12 protein-coding genes are annotated in these 17,810 nt (G+C 65.6%); 11 read left to right on the top strand and 1 reads right to left on the bottom strand.

Going from position 1 to position 17,810, the window contains the following annotated elements; genetic code table 11:
* The first annotated feature begins 122 nt into the window (after positions 1 to 122).
* The 10 genes from JNE37_RS05360 (at position 123) to trxA (JNE37_RS05315) (ending at position 15,314) form a co-directional block, all read left to right on the top strand.
* Positions 123 to 1,931 (top strand): ABC-F family ATP-binding cassette domain-containing protein, encoded by a 1,809-nt coding sequence (locus JNE37_RS05360; protein ID WP_035090609.1) that lies wholly within the window; start codon positions 123 to 125, stop codon positions 1,929 to 1,931.
* 179 nt (positions 1,932 to 2,110) lie between these two features.
* Positions 2,111 to 2,515, top strand: a complete 405-nt coding sequence (locus JNE37_RS05355; protein ID WP_035090606.1) for a DUF1810 domain-containing protein — start codon at positions 2,111 to 2,113, stop codon at positions 2,513 to 2,515.
* Positions 2,516 to 2,762: 247 nt separating this feature from the next.
* Entirely contained in the window at positions 2,763 to 5,189 is a 2,427-nt protein-coding gene (locus JNE37_RS05350; RefSeq protein ID WP_182398413.1) for a sensor histidine kinase, read from the top strand.
* A 3-nt stretch (positions 5,190 to 5,192) separates the two neighbouring features.
* On the top strand, positions 5,193 to 5,633 hold the full coding sequence (tsaE, locus tag JNE37_RS05345; protein ID WP_052015169.1) for a tRNA (adenosine(37)-N6)-threonylcarbamoyltransferase complex ATPase subunit type 1 TsaE: 441 nt from the start codon (positions 5,193 to 5,195) through the stop codon (positions 5,631 to 5,633).
* Between the two features lie 46 nt (positions 5,634 to 5,679).
* Entirely contained in the window at positions 5,680 to 6,375 is a 696-nt protein-coding gene (locus JNE37_RS05340) for a nucleotidyltransferase family protein (RefSeq protein WP_203065566.1), read from the top strand.
* A complete protein-coding gene (gene addB / locus JNE37_RS05335) occupies positions 6,372 to 9,335 on the top strand; it encodes a double-strand break repair protein AddB (protein ID WP_203065565.1) in 2,964 nt (987 codons plus the stop codon). The genes JNE37_RS05340 and addB overlap by 4 nt, the downstream gene beginning before the upstream one ends.
* Positions 9,332 to 12,745 (top strand): double-strand break repair helicase AddA, encoded by a 3,414-nt coding sequence (gene addA, locus JNE37_RS05330; RefSeq protein WP_203065564.1) that lies wholly within the window; start codon positions 9,332 to 9,334, stop codon positions 12,743 to 12,745. Before addB ends, addA begins: the two co-directional genes overlap by 4 nt.
* A 77-nt stretch (positions 12,746 to 12,822) precedes the next feature.
* A complete protein-coding gene (trxA, locus tag JNE37_RS05325) occupies positions 12,823 to 13,146 on the top strand; it encodes a thioredoxin (protein ID WP_035031760.1) in 324 nt (107 codons plus the stop codon).
* A 107-nt stretch (positions 13,147 to 13,253) separates the two neighbouring features.
* On the top strand, positions 13,254 to 14,930 hold the full coding sequence (locus JNE37_RS05320; protein ID WP_203065563.1) for a glycoside hydrolase family 3 protein: 1,677 nt from the start codon (positions 13,254 to 13,256) through the stop codon (positions 14,928 to 14,930).
* A 60-nt stretch (positions 14,931 to 14,990) separates the two neighbouring features.
* Positions 14,991 to 15,314 (top strand): thioredoxin, encoded by a 324-nt coding sequence (gene trxA / locus JNE37_RS05315; protein WP_035031824.1) that lies wholly within the window; start codon positions 14,991 to 14,993, stop codon positions 15,312 to 15,314.
* 3 nt (positions 15,315 to 15,317) lie between these two features.
* On the opposite strand, the gene JNE37_RS05310 is transcribed toward trxA (JNE37_RS05315), so the two are convergent.
* A complete protein-coding gene (locus JNE37_RS05310) occupies positions 15,318 to 16,004 on the bottom strand; it encodes a phosphoribosyltransferase (RefSeq protein ID WP_379124653.1) in 687 nt (228 codons plus the stop codon).
* 79 nt (positions 16,005 to 16,083) lie between these two features.
* On the opposite strand from JNE37_RS05310, the gene JNE37_RS05305 reads away from it, so the two are divergent.
* Positions 16,084 to 17,253: a M20 aminoacylase family protein gene (locus tag JNE37_RS05305; RefSeq protein WP_203065562.1), complete on the top strand. Its 1,170-nt coding sequence runs from the start codon at positions 16,084 to 16,086 to the stop codon at positions 17,251 to 17,253.
* The last annotated feature ends 557 nt before the right edge of the window (positions 17,254 to 17,810 follow it).

The raw sequence follows: 17,810 nt of genomic DNA, 5'->3' as shown, positions 1-17,810 counted from the left end.
CCACTAGAGGTTCAAGAGGTTTTTTCGGGGGACTCGCCGACGCATGGCAGAAGGCCGGTCACGCCCATTGCCCTCGGGCGTCCCACATGTTTTATGCAGCCCGACTTCAAGGGAATTCGCTTATGGCTGCCGCGCCGATCCTTGCGCTTCAGGATATCAAACTCACGCTGGGCTCGACCCTGCTGCTCGATGGTGCCGAGCTTTCGGTGACGCCGGGCGACAAGATCGCACTGGTCGGCCGCAACGGCTCGGGCAAATCCACCCTGCTCAAGATCGCCGCCGGCGAGATCGAGGCCGATGGCGGCGTGCGCTTCGTGCAGCCGGGTGTCACCGTCCGCTACCTGCCGCAGGAGCCGGACCTTTCCGCCTTCGCTTCCACCCTCGCTTATGTCGAAGCGGGCCTGACGGAAGGCGACGATCACTATCGCGCGCAATACCTGCTCGAACAGCTCGGCCTCACCGGCAAGGAAGAGCCGAAGAACCTCTCCGGCGGCGAAGCCCGCCGCGCGGCGTTGGCGCGCGTCTTGGCGCCCGAGCCCGATATCCTACTGCTGGACGAACCTACCAACCATCTCGACCTGCCGGCCATCGAATGGCTGGAAGAGGAAATCGCCTCGCTCCGTTCGGCCATCGTGCTCATCAGCCACGACCGCCGGTTCCTCGCCGATCTTACCAAGGCTACCGTCTGGCTCGACCGCGGCGTCACGCGCCGCCTCAACCAGGGTTTTTCAGGCTTTGAGGCCTGGCGCGACAGCGTGCTGGAGGAAGAGGAACAGGCTCGCCACAAGCTCGATCGCCAGATCGTGCGCGAGGAGCATTGGCTGACCTACGGCGTCACGGCGCGCCGCAAGCGCAATGTGCGACGGCTCGAAAACCTCTTCAACCTGCGCCAGGAGCGCAAGGATGCCCGCCGCGCCATCGGCGAAGTGAAGATGACGGTCTCGGAAGGCGCGACCTCAGGAGCCCTGGTGGTGGATGCCGAGGACATCTCCAAGAGCTATGGCGGTCGGCCAATCGTAAAGGACCTTACCACCCGCGTCATCCGCGGCGACCGGCTGGGGATCGTCGGGCCGAACGGAGCGGGCAAGACCACGCTCATCAAGCTCATGACCGGCGAGATCGCACCCGATTCCGGCCGTATCCGGCTGGGCTCGAGCCTTGAACTCGCCACGCTCGACCAGGGCCGCAAGGGCCTGGCGCCTGAAACGACGCTACGCGAAGCGCTGACCCAGGGCGGTTCTGACACGCTCCAGATCAATGGCCAGCCCAAGCATGTCATGGGCTACATGAAGGATTTTCTCTTCACGCCCGAACAGGCGCGTACGGCGGTCTCCAAGCTTTCAGGCGGCGAACGCGGCCGGCTGACGCTGGCCCGGGCGCTCGCGCTGCCCTCGAACGTTCTGGTGCTCGACGAACCCACCAACGACCTCGACCTCGAAACACTCGACCTGCTGCAGGAATTGCTGGCCGACTATCCCGGCACAGTGATCGTGGTCAGTCACGACCGCGACTTCCTCGATCGCGTTGCGACCTCCGTGCTGGTCGCCGAAGGAAACGGCATCTGGAACGAATATGCCGGTGGCTATTCGGATATGGTGGCCCAGCGCGGCTATGGCGTGCGCAAGCCCGAAGCCAAGCCGGTCGCTGCCAAACCCAAGACGGAGGCCGCGCCGGCAGCTACTCCCCAGGCTAAGCGAAAACTGTCCTTCAAGGAAAAGCACGCACTCGAAACCCTGCCGGGTGAAATCAAGAAACTCGAAAACGAGATTGCCACCCTCCAGCAGGCATTGGCCGATCCTGCGCTCTATTCAAAGTCGCCCCAGGAATTCGAGAAGAAAAGCCAGGCGCTGACCAAGGCGGAGACGGCACGAGCCGCGGCTGAAGAGCAGTGGCTGGAGCTGGAGATTTTGCGGGAAGAATTGGAAGGGTAGCGCGTAAAGAGGCACGTCGAGCCTCTATCAATCACAACCCTCCCCCACCACTGCACTCCCCCCGGGCGAAGACCCGGGGCCTATTGCTCCGGGATGCCCCGCCATCCTTCCCCACCCCCGGTGACAATCCTCTCCCGATCATGCACTCTGCCAGCAGTGCCAACAGGATAGCCGGCAGCATGCTCGAGCATTTCGTCGTTGCGCAGGAACCCGTCTATGAAACGGTCCGGTCTGAGCTACGGGCCGGGCGTAAGCGTACGCATTGGATGTGGTTCATCTTCCCGCAGCTGGCGGGGCTCGGGACTTCGGTCATGGCGACCAAGTTCGGGCTGGCCTCGCTCGACCAGGCCAATGACTATCTGTCACACCCGGTGCTCGGGCCGCGCCTCATCGAGTGCACCAATCTCGTCAACATGCATCTGGGGCTGCGCGCCGAGGACATTTTCGGGGAAATCGACGCCCTCAAATTTTGTTCATCGATGACGCTTTTTGCCGTCGCCGCCCCCGACCGGCCGGTCTTTGAAACCGCCATCAACGCCTTCTGCAATGGGCGCTTCGATCCGCTGACCCTTGCCCGGCTCTGACTGCTTCGCACCCTTGGCAAGCCCCGTTTCGCAAAGCCTGTGCACCAAAGACTCTTTTTCCCGATTCCCCTGCCCGGTATGGTGGGGTGATTCGGTGGTCATGGGTCAGGACCAACGGCGCGCACTTCCCGTGCGTGGCAAGTAGCGGGCGTTCTTCCCGGTTGTTGCGGCCGTGGAAGCGATCGGCAAGCGTTCTTTGAAGAGGTAGGGCATGGTGCCGGAATATTTCCGGAAACGTCGGGGATTCGTGAAGCGAGCTCTGTGGCTCACCGCCACCGCCCCTATTGCGATCTGCGCCGCTACGCCTGCCTTGGCACAGATCGGCACGCCCTATAGCGCCGGCATGGTCGTGGGTGCACTGCCCGTGGCTATCGCCATCGGCGCAGGCGCCTTTGCCCTCATCGCCATGGCCGCCCTGCGCAACGTCATCCGTGAAAACAAGGCCAACCGCGACCTCACCTCCGACCAGATTTCGGGCCTGCGCGCCCTGGTCGACGAATATGAGGCGCTCCTCGCAGGCACGCGCGAGCTGACCGTACTCTGGAGCGATGGCGCTACCGAGCCGAAATTCCTGGGACAGGCCGCTGCCGTCCTGCCACCCGGCCGCCGGGCCGATACCGTGCTCAATCTCCATTCCTGGCTGGCGCCCGAAGAGGCCGCCACGCTCGCCAAGGCGCTCGAGGCGCTGCGGGTCGAGGGGCAGGGCTTCGACCTGGGCGTCACCTCCAGCGACGGCCGGCAATTGCGGGCTACCGGCTGGGTGCTCGGTGGCGCGGTCGCGGTTCGTCTGCGCCCCTCGCTCCTGCAACGCCAGACCGCAGCGCTACTCGAAGATCGCACGGTGCTCGCCGATCCCGTCAGCGCTCGCGCCATCCTCTCGCTGCTGCCATGCCCGGCCTTCGTGCGCGATGGGCAGAACAAGCTGACCTACGCCAACCCGGCCTATCTCGACCTCGCCAAGACGCTGGGTCGCTTTGCGCCGACCGGCGACATACCCGAGCTCGCCGATAGCGTAGCGCTTGGCGACAAGCCGCAATCGCGCACCGTTTCGTTCCCCACGGCGGGTGGCGCTTACGAACTCGTCGAATTCCCGCTCAATGGCGGCCGCGCCGGCTATTTCGAGCCGCTCAAGCAGGTGGCAACACCGGTCGATGCCGATTTCGAGCCGGGCGTCAGCCAGTTGAGCGCGGTGATGGAAGTGCTCTCCACGCCCATTGCTATCTTCAACGCAGCGCGCGAACTCGTGCAGTTCAACGGCGCCTATGCGGAGCTCTTCAATCTCAACCCGAAATGGCTGCGGCTGGGCATGGACGAACGGTCGATCCTCGATCGTCTCCGCACCGAGGGGATGCTCCCCAACGAGCCCGACTATCACAAGTGGCGGGCCAAGCACCTCACCTCCTACCAGCTCACCGAGCCGACCGAGCGCGAGCCCTGGCACTTGCCGGACGGGCGCACGATCCATGTCATCGCCGCTCCGGCCGGCCCGAAAGGTGGGGTCATCTATGTCTTCGAGGACATCACGGCCCGGCTCGAACTCGAAAGCCGCAACAAGTCGCTGTCCAACGTTCAGCGCGAAACGCTCAATGCTCTCTCCGAGAGCGTGGCTGTGTTCGGCACCAATGGGCGCCTGACGCTCTCCAACCCACAGCTTTCCAAGCTCTGGAAGCTGCCGATGAACCAGTTGGGCGCCAACCCGCATATCGACCAGATCGCCGAAGCCTGCGGCGAAGTGATGCCGGAAGATGGGGCGGTCATCTGGCGCGATCTCAAGCGCCGCATCATCGATCTCAACCCGATGCGGGCAGATACCACCGGGCGCATTGCCCGTGCCGACGGGTGCCTGGTCGACTACGCGGTAACGCGCCTGCCGGACGGCCAGACCATGATGACCTTCATGGACGTCACCGACAGTGCCAACTACAGCCGCGTGCTCAAGGAGCGCAACGACGCGCTGGTAACGGCCGACCGGCTCAAGGATGCGTTCGTCCAGAACGTCTCCTACGAGCTGCGCTCCCCGCTCACCAACATTATCGGCTTTGCCGACCTGCTCTCGTCCGAGGACATGGGGCCGCTCAATGACAAGCAGCGCGCCTATACCGACTACATCCGCGCTTCGAGCGTGACGCTGGGCGTTCTCATCGACAACATCCTCGACCTCGCCACGGTCGATGCCGGCATTGCCGAGCTGCGCCCGGCGGCGGTGGATATCCCCGCGGTGGTCGAAAAAGCGCGCGCGGGCCTCGCAGCAACTTTCCCCGATATCGGCGGCGAGCGCCCGCTCGATATCGTGGTCGACGTGCCCACCGGCATTGCGCCGATCCAGGCCGATTCCACGCGCCTGGTCCAGGTGCTCTATAACCTGCTGTCGAACGCGGCCCGCTTCTCCGAGCCGGGCGGAGAAATCCGCCTTTCCGTCGAGGAGCGTGGCGAGCGTGTGCTGTTCATCGTCGAGGACGACGGTGCGCCGATGACCGACGAGACCAGGGCCGCCATGCTCGATCCGGTCCAGACTTCTGGCCGGCAGCGCGGCGCGGGACTGGGCCTTGCCATCGTGCGGACCTTTGTCAGTCTCCATGGCGGTACCATTTCGATGGAAAAGCGCGAACCGCGCGGCAATCGCGTCGTGGTCAACCTGCCGCGTGCCGTGCCGCTGGCCGGCGCGGCCGAGTAACCCATGCCCTTCCTCGCTGACGATGCCGCGACCGCGAGACTAGGCGCCGCGCTTGCAGACGCCCTGCGTCCGGGCGAGCTCGTCGTGCTCGAAGGCGATCTCGGCGCCGGCAAGACGGCTCTTGCCCGCGCCATCATCCGTACGCTGATGGGCGACGAGCGCATGGATGTGCCGTCCCCCAGCTTCGCACTGGTACAGCCATATGAAGGACAAGGCATTTCGGTGCTGCACGCCGATCTCTATCGCCTGGCCGATGCCAGCGAGGTGGGTGAACTCGGCCTCTTTGATAACCCCAGGGCCATCGTCCTCGTGGAATGGGCCGAACGGGCTCCGGACCTCGAAGCCGAGGCCGGTTTGCGGGTGACGTTGTCGGTGCCGCAAGGCGGACAGGGACGGCAGGCGGAGATCGTTTTTCGCGACGGCCGACCCTTTTCGTTCGGCTGACGCCGACCCGCTGGACTTCCCGCCGCCGCCGCTATCAAATCGCCTCATGACCCGACTCAAGCCCGACGTGATGCTGCTTGCCGCCGGCTACGGCAAGCGCATGCTGCCGCTCACCGAGACTACGCCCAAGCCGTTGCTCAAGGTCGCCGGAACGGCGCTGCTCGATCGCGTCCTCGCCAATGCGCGCGATGAGGATCTCGACCGGTTCGTGCTCAACGCTCACCACCTTTCCGCGCAGATGCAGGAAGCCGCCCGTGAGCGGGGCATCGCCGTTTCGGTCGAGCCGGAACTGCTCAATACCGGCGGCGGGGTGAAGCTCGCTTTGGGATTGCTGGAAAGCGATCCCATCCTGGTGATGAACACCGATGCCTTCTGGCCGCAAGGCGCCGACGCGCCCATCGGCCGCATGCTCGATCTCTTCGCCGAAAAGCGCCCCGATATGGTGCTGCTCTGCATCCAGCCGCATCGTGCGCACGGCTTCCACCGCAGCCACGATTTCTGCCTCGCGCCCGACGCGCATGTAACGCTCGATCGCGGCCAGCCCGTCATCTATGGCGGCGTGGCGGTCATCGCCCGCAAGGCGTTCGAGATCACCCCCGAAGGTCCGTTCTCCCTAACCATGCTCTTCGACAGGGCGCTTGAGCACAACCGCCTCTACGGAATTGTCCTGGATTCTCCCTGGTATCACGTCGGCGACCCGGCGGCGCTCCACGAAGCCGATCATTTGCTGGGAACGGCATGAGCCGCCCGAAAGTCTATTCCATAGCGCCCGACGCGCCGTTCCTCCCCACGCTGGCTGATCGCATCCTCGACGGCACGCTGCTGGGCGACTGGCCTCGTGGCGACGAAAACCCGTTCTGGCTCTCCGACATCACCGTGGTTCTGCCCACGCGCAGGGCGCAACTGGCTTTGGCGCGGGCATTCTCCGAGCGCGGGCACGTGCTCATGCCCGATATCCGCACCTTTGGCGGCGAAGCGCCTGACGAAGAACCCTTCCTGCCGCCCATCGAGGCCGAGCCTCTGCTGCCGGGCGTTTCCCGGCTTGAGCGGCGGCTGGTGCTCGCTAGGCTCATCGATGGCTGGGCAAGGACGTCTGCCGGCGCGCAGGCACTCTCGACGCCACCGAGCGCCGCCGAGGTGCTGGCGCTGGCCGATAGCCTCGCCCAGGTCGTGGACGACCTCAACACCGAACAGGTCTCAGCCGCTGCACTCGCGGCAATCGCGCCGGAAAACCTTGCGGCCAATTGGCAGAACGTCCTCGAATTCCTCAACCTGGCGCTCGTCGCCTGGCCGGCAATCCTCGCCGAGCGCGGTAAGGCCGATGGCAGCGCCCTGCGCAACGAGCGTCTCAGGCGGCAGGCGGAAACAGCCCCCCTCGTCTTCGGGGATCGCCCGGTGATCGCCGCCGGCTCCACCGGCTCCATCCCCGCGACTGCAAATCTCCTCGGCGCACTCAGCCGTCTTCCGCGTGGCGCGCTGGTCCTCCCCGGTCTTGACCCTGACCTAGACTACCCGCGGCTCCTCAAGCCCGAGGAATCGCCGCACGGCCATCCCCAATATGGTCTCGCGCAATTGCTGCGCCGCCTTGGTGTGCCACCTGATGCCGTCGTGGAACTGGGGGCGCCCGGCCCACGCGTCGCCGTGATCCGCCAGGCGCTCGCGCTACCCGAGGGCACCGCGCGTTGGGCGCAGGCGCGCGCGGCACTGGCCCCGCAGCTCGCCGAGGCAACCGACGGCATCACCATCCTCGGCGCCCGCACGGCCGACGAGGAGGCGCGTGCCATTGCGCTCGCAGCCCGCGACGGTCTGATGCACGGCAAGACCATCGGCATCGTCTCGCCCGACCGCAACCTTGCGCGCCGCATCGCCGCCGAATTGCTCCGCTTCGATCTCGAAGTGGACGACGCCGCCGGCTCCCCGCTCTTCCACGCACCCGCAGGACGCCTGGTGCGCCAGATCCTGAGCCTTGCGGGCAATGCCTTCGCCCCGGTCGACCTCGTGGCTCTGCTACGCAATCGCTCCGTCGTGCTCGGCATGGAGCGCGCCGAAGTGGCTCGGCTTGCCGACTATCTCGAAACCCGCCTGCTGCGCGGTCAGCGACCTGCTCCGGGCCTGGCCGGCGTCCGACGGCTGGCTGCCGAGCGCGAGGGCGCGGAAAAGCTCGCCCCCCTGTTCGACGCCCTGCAGCAGGCGCTCGATCCGCTCTGCACGCTCCTCGCCGGCGACCGTTTCTCCTCGGCGACCTTCGCTCGCACGCTCGCCGAAGCTTTCGCCCGGATCGCGACCGGCGACACTGTTCCTGGCCGCTCCGAACTCGAAGCCTGGGCAAACGAGCTCGCGGGCCGGGAAGGCGAGGGCCCTCTGCTGCCCGCGACCGGGCTCGAACAGGTGCTCTACAAGCTCATGGCCGGCTTTGAGGTCCGCAACAGCCAGCCGCGCCGCGACGACATTTCGATCTGGGGTCAGCTCGAAGCGCGCCTGCAAAGCCCGGACCTGCTGATCCTGGCGGGCGTCAACGAGGATATCTGGCCGGAGCCGGCCGATCCCGGCCCCTGGCTCAGCCGCGGCATGCGGATGGCGGCAGGGCTCGAGCCGCCCGAGCGCAAGCAGGGTCTGGCGTCCCACGATTTCGAGATGGCGCTGGGCAATCGCGATGTGATCGTCGCCTATGCCGACCGCATCGGCACCAGCCCGGCTCTTCCTTCACGCCTGCTCCAGCGGCTGGAAGCCTTCGTCGGCAAGCAAACGTCCGTTTTGAGGGCGCGTGGCGACGTCTGGCTCGAAGCCGCCCGTTCGCTCGATGCGGTGGTGGGCGCGCGCGGCGCCGATCGGCCCATGCCCAGGCCGCCCGCGCATCTGCGGCCGCGCCGGCTATCGGTCACCGAGATCGAAACCCTCTTCCGCTCACCCTACGATCTCTATGCCAAGCACGTGCTGCGGCTGCGCCGGCTCGATCCCCTGGGCGAGGAGCCGGGCGCGCGCGAACGCGGCTCGATGATCCACGAGGTCTTCGCCCGCTTCGTCATCGAGGGCCACGACTTCGACGGACCCGAGGCGCTGGGCAAGCTCAATGCCATGGCGCGCGAGGCCTTTGCCGGGCTCGATGCCATCGCCGAGCGCCGCGACATTTGGCTGCGCCGCTTCGAGCACGCGGCCGCGGCCTTCCTTGAGTTCGAGCGCGACCGGTCGATCCATGTCCGCAAGCGCAATGCAGAGATCAAGGGCGAATGGGTTTTCCCGCAGCTCGATGATTTCCGCCTCGTGGGCATCGCCGATCGGCTCGATATGCTGAACAACGGCGAGCTTGAAATCATCGACTTCAAGACCGGCTCGATTCCTGCCGTCGGCGACATGAAGAATTTCGATGCGCCGCAATTGCTGCTCGAAGCGGCAATGGCCGGCGCCGGCGCCTTCGAGGGCCTGCCGCCCGTAGCTGCGAGCGCCCTGACCTATGTGAAGATCGCGCTCGGTCCCGATGCCTTCCGCCCGACCGAGTTCAAGCCGGGCGAAGGCTTTTCGCTCATGGGCGCGGCCGATGAGGTCAGCCGTCGCATGCAACGGCACGTGACCGAATTCCTGCTCAGGGACACCCTGCCCATGGCGGCGCGCATCCGCCCCGATGTCACGCTGCGCTACCGCGGCACCTACGACCATCTCGCCCGTAACGAGGAATGGACGCTGCTCGAAGGGGATGAGGAATGAGCCGGAAGATCGAAGTTTCGGCCCTCACCCGCGAGCGCCAGCGCAAGGCCGCCGATCCCTCCGCTTCCATCTGGGTGGCGGCAAACGCCGGCTCGGGCAAGACCTATGTGCTGACCCAGCGCGTGCTGCGGCTGCTGCTTTCGGGCGTCACGCCCGAATCCATCCTCTGCCTCACCTACACCAAGGCCGCCGCAGCGGAGATGCGGCGACGCGTTTCCGACAAGCTCGCCGAATGGGCCGTGATGGAGGAGAGCAAGCTTCGCGCCGAGCTGGCCGACCTCGAAACCGCCCCGCCAGCACCGGCCAGGATGCAGCGCGCCCGTACGCTCTTCGCTCACGCGCTTGAAACGCCTGGCGGGCTCAAGATCGTGACCATCCACGCTTTTTGCGAAAGTGTGCTCCACCGGTTCCCGCTCGAAGCGGGCGTCCCCTTCGACTTCACCGTCGTCGAGGACGAAGAGCGGCTCCGCATGGTACTAGCGGCGCGTGAGACGGTTCTCTCCAATGGCCTCAAGGGCCATCCCGAAGTGGCCGGCGCCGTGGCGACGCTCTTCGACCTCATGAGCGATTTTGCCATCGGCGAAGCCATCGACGTTGCCCTGGCTGATGGCCGCAAGCTTCGCCCGGTTCTTGCGGATCGCGCCGGTGCCAAGACGAGACTACGCCGTCTCACCGGCTTTGATGGTCTCGGCAGCGAAGCGGTGCTGAAGGAAATCGTCGCGGGCCGGCTTATCGGCCCGGCCGATATCGCGCGCATCCTCTCGGTGACGCCGCCCGGCGATGGGGACAAGTTCGAGGACCAACTGGCGCGGATGGCCCCGCACACGCCCTCGGCGCATCACCTCGTCCGTCTCTACCTCACCAAGGACGGCACGGTGCCCAAGAGCTTTCCCAAGAAGAAGCTCAAGGATTCTGCGCCCGATCTCGCCAACCGCATGCTGGCCGAGGCCGAACGTATCGCCGCACTCAATGCGCGGCTGACCCATGCCCTGCTCATCGAACGATCCGAGGCCCTGCTGGATGTGCTTGGCGCCATTGCCGACCGTTACGAGGCCGACAAGCGCTCGCGTTCCCTGCTCGATTTCGACGATCTGGTGCAGAAGCTCGGCGCGCTCTTCCGCGACCGCGCGCAGGCGGATTGGGTCAAGTACAAGCTCGATGCGGGTATCACCCACATCCTGGTCGACGAGAGCCAGGATACGAACGGCGAGCAATGGGAGGTGATCCGCGCCATTGCCGACGAATTCTTCAGCGGCGACGGCGCCATCGAACGGTCCCGTACGCTGTTCGCGGTCGGCGACGAGAAGCAGTCGATCTATTCCTTCCAGGGCGCCAATCCGGCCCTTTTCGGCGAGACCGGGCGCGAATATCGCCGCCGCGCCATGGAGGCGCAGCGCCCCTTCGAGCCGGTGGACCTGCAGACGAGCTTCCGTACGCTGCGCGAAATCCTGCTGGCGGTCGACAAGGTCTTTGCCCGCCCCGATATCCGCGCCGCCGTGCTCGCTCCCGAGGATCGGCCGGTTCACCACGACACCGCACGCCCCGAGGGCGGCGGCAAGGTGGTGCTGTGGGAGCCGGTCAAGCAGATCGGCGATAGCGTCGATCCTGACAACTGGCCGCTCGAAGCGCCCAAGGTGGAGCAGGGTGCGCCGCGCCAGGTCGCCGAGCGCATTGCGCGCGAAATCCGCAGCTGGGTCGATACCGGCCGCCCGCTCGGGCCTCGCGGCAAGGCGGTAACGCCCGACGACGTGCTCATCCTCGTCCAGTCGCGCAACTCGCTCTTCCGCGAACTCATCCGCGCGCTCGTACAGCGCGGTCTGCCGACCCCAGGCGCCGATCGGCTGGCCGTGACGACGCACCTGGCGGTGCTCGATCTGCTGGCCCTCGGCGATGTCGTTCTCAACCCGGCCGACGACCTGCAACTGGCAGCGCTCCTCCGCTCTCCGCTCTTCGAGATTTCTGAAGACGATCTTTTCGCCCTCGCGCACGACCGCCCCGGCAGTCTCTGGTCCGCACTGGAGGCATCGGGCCTCCCGCAGGCGAGAGACGCCTTCGGCCGGCTCCATCGCTGGCGCGGCCGCGCGGATTTCGACCGGCCCTTCGAATTCTATTCGCGCATCCTCTATGCCGAGGGCGGCTTGCGGCGCTTCCACGCCCGGTTCGGCGGCGAGGTAGACGACGTCTTCGCCGAATTCCTCGAACTGGCCCTTGCCCACGAGCAATCGGGCCAACCCTCCCTGCAGGGGCTTCTCGCCGCCCTGCGCATGAGCGACGTCTCGATCAAGCGCGAACTGGCCGAGAGCGGGGGTGGCGTGCGGGTGATGACCGTCCACGGCGCCAAGGGTCTCGAAGCGCCCATAGTGATCCTCGCCGATGCCGCAACGCGTCCCGAGCCCAGCCAGACAGCCAAGCCCGTCTATGTCGTGCCAGATCTCCCCGGGCCGCTCCTCGTCCATGGCTCCTCACGCAGCCAGCACGTGCCGCAAACCCTGGCTCTGCGCGCCGCCGACGAGGCTAATCTGAAGGCCGAGTACTGGCGCAAGCTCTACGTCGCCATGACCCGCGCCGAAGACGAGCTCTACGTCACCGGTACGCTCACCAAGACCGGCTCGACCGCAGATACCTGGTACGAAGCCATCCACATGGCCCTCGCCGCCGAAAGCGAAACCATCGAGCCGGGCGGTACCCTCATCTACCCGGCCGAACGCACCGCGCCCGAACCGGTCAAGCGCTGGTCGGTCACCCAGCCGCAATTCCCGTTGCCGCTCGCCTTGCAGGCGCTCCCCGAGCACCGCGATCGCATCGTCGTCACCCCATCCTCGGCCTACGATCCCGCAGATATCGACCGCTCTTTCCCGACGGCGCTCGAGGCGGTTGTCGATGCCGAAACCGCCCGCAAAAGCGGCATTGCCCTTCACGCCATGCTCCAGCACCTGGGCAAGGTCGCCCCCGAGCACTGGGAGAAGGTCCTGGAAAAGGCCTTGCCGTCTTTGCTCCCCGAAAGCCCGGAACTGCATGCCGAGCTAGCCGGACGTGCGCGGCGCATCCTCTCGCGACCCGAACTGTCCCACCTCTTCGGACCGGGTAGCCGCGCCGAGGTGCCGTTCCTCGTCAAGGCGCGCCGCAACACTACGCCGATCTGGCTGGCCGGCCGCATGGATCGGATCGTGGTTACAGCCGGCAAAGTGCTTGTAGTTGATTACAAATCGGACGCCCGCCCTCCCGCCGATCCCCAATCTGTCCACAGCGGCTATCTGACTCAGCTCGGTCTCTATGCGTTGGTTGCAGACCAGCTTTTCCCGGGCCATACTGTGGAAGCAGCGATCCTGTGGACAGGGCTGGAATCATTAATGATTCTTCCACGTCCGTTGTTGGCGAAACCCGTCTCGGCTTTCACCCTGGAGCGATGAAGCTTGAACCAGCTCTGGACTCTTCCTAGCTTTTGGGCTCAAACACGCGTCGCTTTTCAACCTAAAGGCAACCTCTAATGACCACACACGTTTCCGACGCCACCTTTGGCGAGGAAGTCCTTAACTCCAAAGAGCCCGTGCTCGTAGATTTCTGGGCTGAGTGGTGCGGGCCTTGCCGGGCGATCGCACCGGTTCTCGATGAGCTGTCCACTGAACTCGCCGGCAAGGTGAAGATCGTCAAGCTCAACATCGACGAGAACCCTTCGACCACCGTCAAGTACGGCGTCCGTTCGATCCCGACCATGATCCTCTTCAAAGGCGGCGAAGCCGCTGACATGAAGATCGGTGCGGGCACGCCCAAGGCCGGCCTCTCCAAGTGGCTTGAGAGCCACGCCGCCTGACCTCGAGACGGCGCGTCACGAATTCAAACGCCATCGGCTCTGCCGGTGGCGTTTTTGTTTGCCTTGCCGCCGGCCATTGGCCACTCTCCTTGGGTCGGTTTGGGAGGATGACAGTGATCGACGTGGATTTGCGCAAGGCGCCATTCAACCTGGATGACGAGGCCATCGGCTGGGTCGAAGCGACCCTTTCCGACCTCACCCAGGACGAGAAGATCGGGCAGCTCTTCGTTCTGATCGCCATGGGCGATCCCGGCGCCGCCATCGCCGACCTCAAGCGCTTCCAGCCCGGCGGGGTCACGCGCTTTTACGGCCCCGACCTCGCCGCTGAAATCGCCTTCGCCCGTGAGTTCATTTCCTCCTCCAAAGTACCGCCGCTGCTGAGCGCCGATCTTGAAGGCAGCCGCATGAGCCTGCCGTTCGGCACGCCCGTGCCCAATCCCCTCGGCCTCGCCGCGGTCGATGACGTGCAGGCCACCTCCGCGATCAGCTCCATCATGGCTCGCGAGGCGCGGGAAATGGGGCTCAACTGGTCGTTCACCCCGGTCATCGACATCAACAAGGCCTTCCGCAGCGCCATCGTGGGCACGCGCTCCTACGGCAGCGAGGTCGACCGCATCGAGCGCCACGCGCTGGCCCAGATCGCCGCCTTCCAGGCCGAGGGCGTGGCGGCGACGGTCAAGCACTGGCCGGGCGAAGGCTATGACGACCGCGACCAGCACCTCGTGACCACTATCAATCCCCTTAGCATCGAGGATTGGGAAGCGTCCTTCGGCAAGCTCTACCGCGCCGCGATCGACGCCGGCGTGCTGTCGGTCATGTCCGCTCACATCGCCTTCCCGGCCTTCATCTGCTCCCTCGATCCCGATGCCGGCCTCGAAGCTTACCGACCGGCCTCCATCAGCACGGTCCTCAACCAGACCCTCCTGCGCGAGCGGCTTGGCTTCAACGGCCTTATCGTATCCGACGCGACGCCCATGGGCGGCCTCGGCGCCTTTTCGAGCCGCGATACCCACCTGGCCGAGCTCATCGCCAATGGCTGCGACGTCATCCTCTTCGCCGACCACCCGGAAGAGGATTTTGCCCGCATCCGCAAGGCGCTGGCATCCGGCGCCCTGTCGCAGCAACGTTTCGAGGATGCCGTGCGCCGTATTCTGGGCCTCAAGGCGCGGCTTGGGCTCCATAAGCCCTACCCACTTCCCGATCTCGATCGGGCCCGTGCCAACCTCGCGACCCGGCAGAGCCTCGCCACAGCCAGCCAGGCAACCGCCCGTGCCCCTACGCTGGTCAAGGACACCCAGAACCTCCTGCCGCTCGATCCCGCCCGGCATCGCCGCGTGCTTGTCTATTCCGGCGGTGTGGTGCATCCACTCGCCCCCGCGCCAATACCCTTCGCCGTTCCGGACATGCTGCGCGCCGAAGGCTTCGAGGTGACCGTGCATGCCCCCGGCCAGCACCTCGAGCCCAAGGATTTCGACCTCGTTCTCTACCTCTTCGGCGACGAGACCCTGCTGACGCGCTCGAACATCTTCATCGACTGGATGAAGCTCACCGGCAGCCTTGGCGGCGCGATGGCGCGCCCGTGGCACGACGTCCCTACGCTCATGGTTTCCTTCGGTTATCCCTATCTGCTCTACGACGCGCCGCGCGTGCCGACCTACATCAACGCCTACGGCACTTACGATGCGATGCAGCAGGCGGTGGTCGAGGCGATGATGGGGCGCAAGCCCTTCGAGGGCAGCAACCCGGTCGATCCATTTTGTGGTCTCGAAGACGCGCGCTACTAGATATTGAGGTCTTGGCCGACTCGGCATATCATCCATCGGCAATCAACGATGGATGGTCCCATGTCGCTCGCGGTCAATGATGCCAATTTCGATGCCGAAGTTCTCAATGCCAGCGAGCCGGTTCTCGTCGACTTCTGGGCGGAGTGGTGCCCGCCCTGCAAGGCGATGGATCCGATCCTTGATGCGCTGAGTGTGGAACTGGCCGGGCGGGTCAAGATCGTCAAGCTCGACGTCGAGACCAACCCGGGCATTACCTCCCGCTACAATGTACGTGCCATGCCGACCATGATCGTCTTCAAGGGCGGGGAGCCGGCCGATGCCAAGGTCGGCGCCGGCCAGTCGCGCGTACAATTGGTGAAATGGCTCGAAAGCCACGCCAACTAGCCATCAGGCGATAGGGCGCCAGCGCCCTTCACCGATCTTCTCCAGCAGCGGCGAAGCCAGTGGCGCGACGATCCGGTCGCTCCACGGCGCCAGTGGTTCCTGCCAGCGCTGGCTCTGCAGCATCGACGCGGCGATGGCTACCGGCGCGATTCCGGCCTTCTCAAGCAGGCGCAGCACGGCCGTCATGGATGAGCCGGTGCTCAGCACATCGTCGATGACGGCCACGCGCTGCCCTTCGAGCAGCGGCAGCATGCGCGGATCGACGAACAGCGTCTTGCCGCCCGTTGGGCTCGTTATCGAACTCATCGGCTCGGCCAGATCCTCGCGATACCAGAATTTGCGTGACGTCCCGAGTGCCACCGAACGGCTATGTCCGAGCCGTCGGGCGACATTGTTGGCCAGCGGCAGGCCGAGCGTCGGCACCCCGATGATCACGTCCGGTGCATAGGGGCGTAGCAGCGCCGTCATGGCGGTCGCAAGCTCGTCCTCGACTGCGAAGCTCGCCTGGTTGACGATGAGCGAGCACACGGCCCTCGTGCCGTCTCCGGGCAGGACGCGGATCGGCAGCAGCAATTGCCGCCCGTCCGGCAGCTGCGCCGGATAACCGTCGGCGAACCCGGCTTCGGGGTTCGTTTCATAGGTGCCGGCGGGCACGATCTCCTGCCAGAAGGTGTGCGGGAGGATGGGCACGGGGAAACTTCTCCTTGAAGCAGCCAGGCGAATGGCCGATGGATATTTCTCTCTTTACCCACGACGTGCAGGACCGCCAATGTTTTCCGGCGATAACGACCCCTTCGAAATCGAAAAGATGACGGCCCTGCGCCGTGACTTTCACGCCCACCCCGAACTCGGCTTCGAGGAAGTGCGCACCAGCGGCATCGTGGCCGAACTGCTCGAAGAGGCCGGCATCGAGGTGCATCGCGGACTAGGCAAGACCGGCGTCGTCGGCACCCTGCGCATCGGCGACGGCAAGCGCGCCATCGCCCTGCGCGCCGACATGGATGCGCTGGCCATGCCCGAACTGGCCGACCGCCCTTACAAATCCGGCACCGAAAACGTCATGCACGCCTGCGGCCATGATGGGCACACCGTGATGCTCCTGGCCGCGGCGCGGCACCTTGCGCGTGAGCGCAATTTCTCCGGAACGGTCCATTTCATCTTCCAGCCCGCCGAGGAAGGTCGCGGCGGCGCCAAGGCCATGGTCGAGGAGGGCTTCTTCGATCGCTTCCCGGTCGATGCCGTCTACGGGCTACACAACATGCCTGGCCTCGCCGTCGATGAGATGGCTGTGGTGGCCGGCCCGCAACTGGCCTCATCCGACTCCTGGGAAGTAACCTTCAAGGGCGTCGGAACGCACGGCGCCAAGCCTCACCTGGGGCGCGACGCCGTCACGGCAGCCGGCCATTTCCTCGTTGCCGTCCACACCATCGCCGCGCGGATCGTCGATCCCTTGCAGCCGGTAGTCATCAGCGCCTGCGCCGTTTCGGCTGGCGACTTCAAGGCCCTCAACGTGATCCCCGACAATGTCCGGATCGGCGGCACCGCTCGCGCATATTCACCGGCAGTGCGCGACCAGATCGAGGCCGAGATCGGTAATGTCGCGCGTGGCGTCGCCGCGACCTTTGGCATCGAAGTCGACTACAGCTTCCTCCGCCGCATCCCGCCGGTCGTGAACGACCCCCAAATCGCCACCCGCGCCCTCCGCGCCGCCCAGGCGGCCACCGGCCGCCCCGTCATCACCGACTTCCCGCCCTCCACCGCCGGCGACGACTTCGCCGAATTCGGCAACCGCGTCCCCGGCACCTATGTCTGGCTCGGCAATGGCCCGGCAGTAGACGGCGCCCTGCATCACAACTCGCGCTACGACTTCAACGACGGCGCGATTCTGACCGGCGCAAAGTTCTGGGCAACGTTAGTGCAGCAGGAACTGGCGAGATAGGGCCAAACTCAGCGCCCCTTGCCCACCCCCTCCCTACCCTCCCCACAAGGGGGAGGGTGGGGTTTGTTGCTTGATCTCGCCAAGGACACCCACCCTCCCCCTTGTGGGGAGGGCTAGGGAGGGGGAAGGCCCCGAACACTGTTCGCCAGTTGTGGTCTCCCTCCCCCTTGCGGGGAGGGGACAGGGGTGGGGGTAGCCTCAACCCGGAGCTAGCCTCCACCCCGGAGGCAACCGATCCGCACCCAGCCCCAGCAAACTTATCCCCTCTCCCCCCACCCATGAGATCATCCAAAAATCCCTGCCGCACCGGGCGGACTGCAGAGCGACCAGCGGCGACAGGGACAGCCGGGCGTGCGGGGTTCGCTCCCTCGCATGGGTCCATGGGACGCCGCTCGAATCCGGGGCTCGACCATCAAGCCTGCCGGAACGGAGCCGCGATGATCAGGTCCTCAAAATCCCGGTGCCCCGAGGCGAAGTGCGTCTCGTTTTTTTTTGACTAACCCATTGAGGCGAACTTTCGCCTCGGGGCCCGCCCGACCAAAGCAAAACCGCGCGAC

Source organism: Paradevosia shaoguanensis, assembly GCF_016801025.1.
Taxonomy (GTDB): domain Bacteria; phylum Pseudomonadota; class Alphaproteobacteria; order Rhizobiales; family Devosiaceae; genus Paradevosia; species Paradevosia shaoguanensis.
The sequence above is the reverse complement of the archived record's forward strand: the minus strand, read 5'-3'. Positions and strand labels throughout refer to the sequence as shown.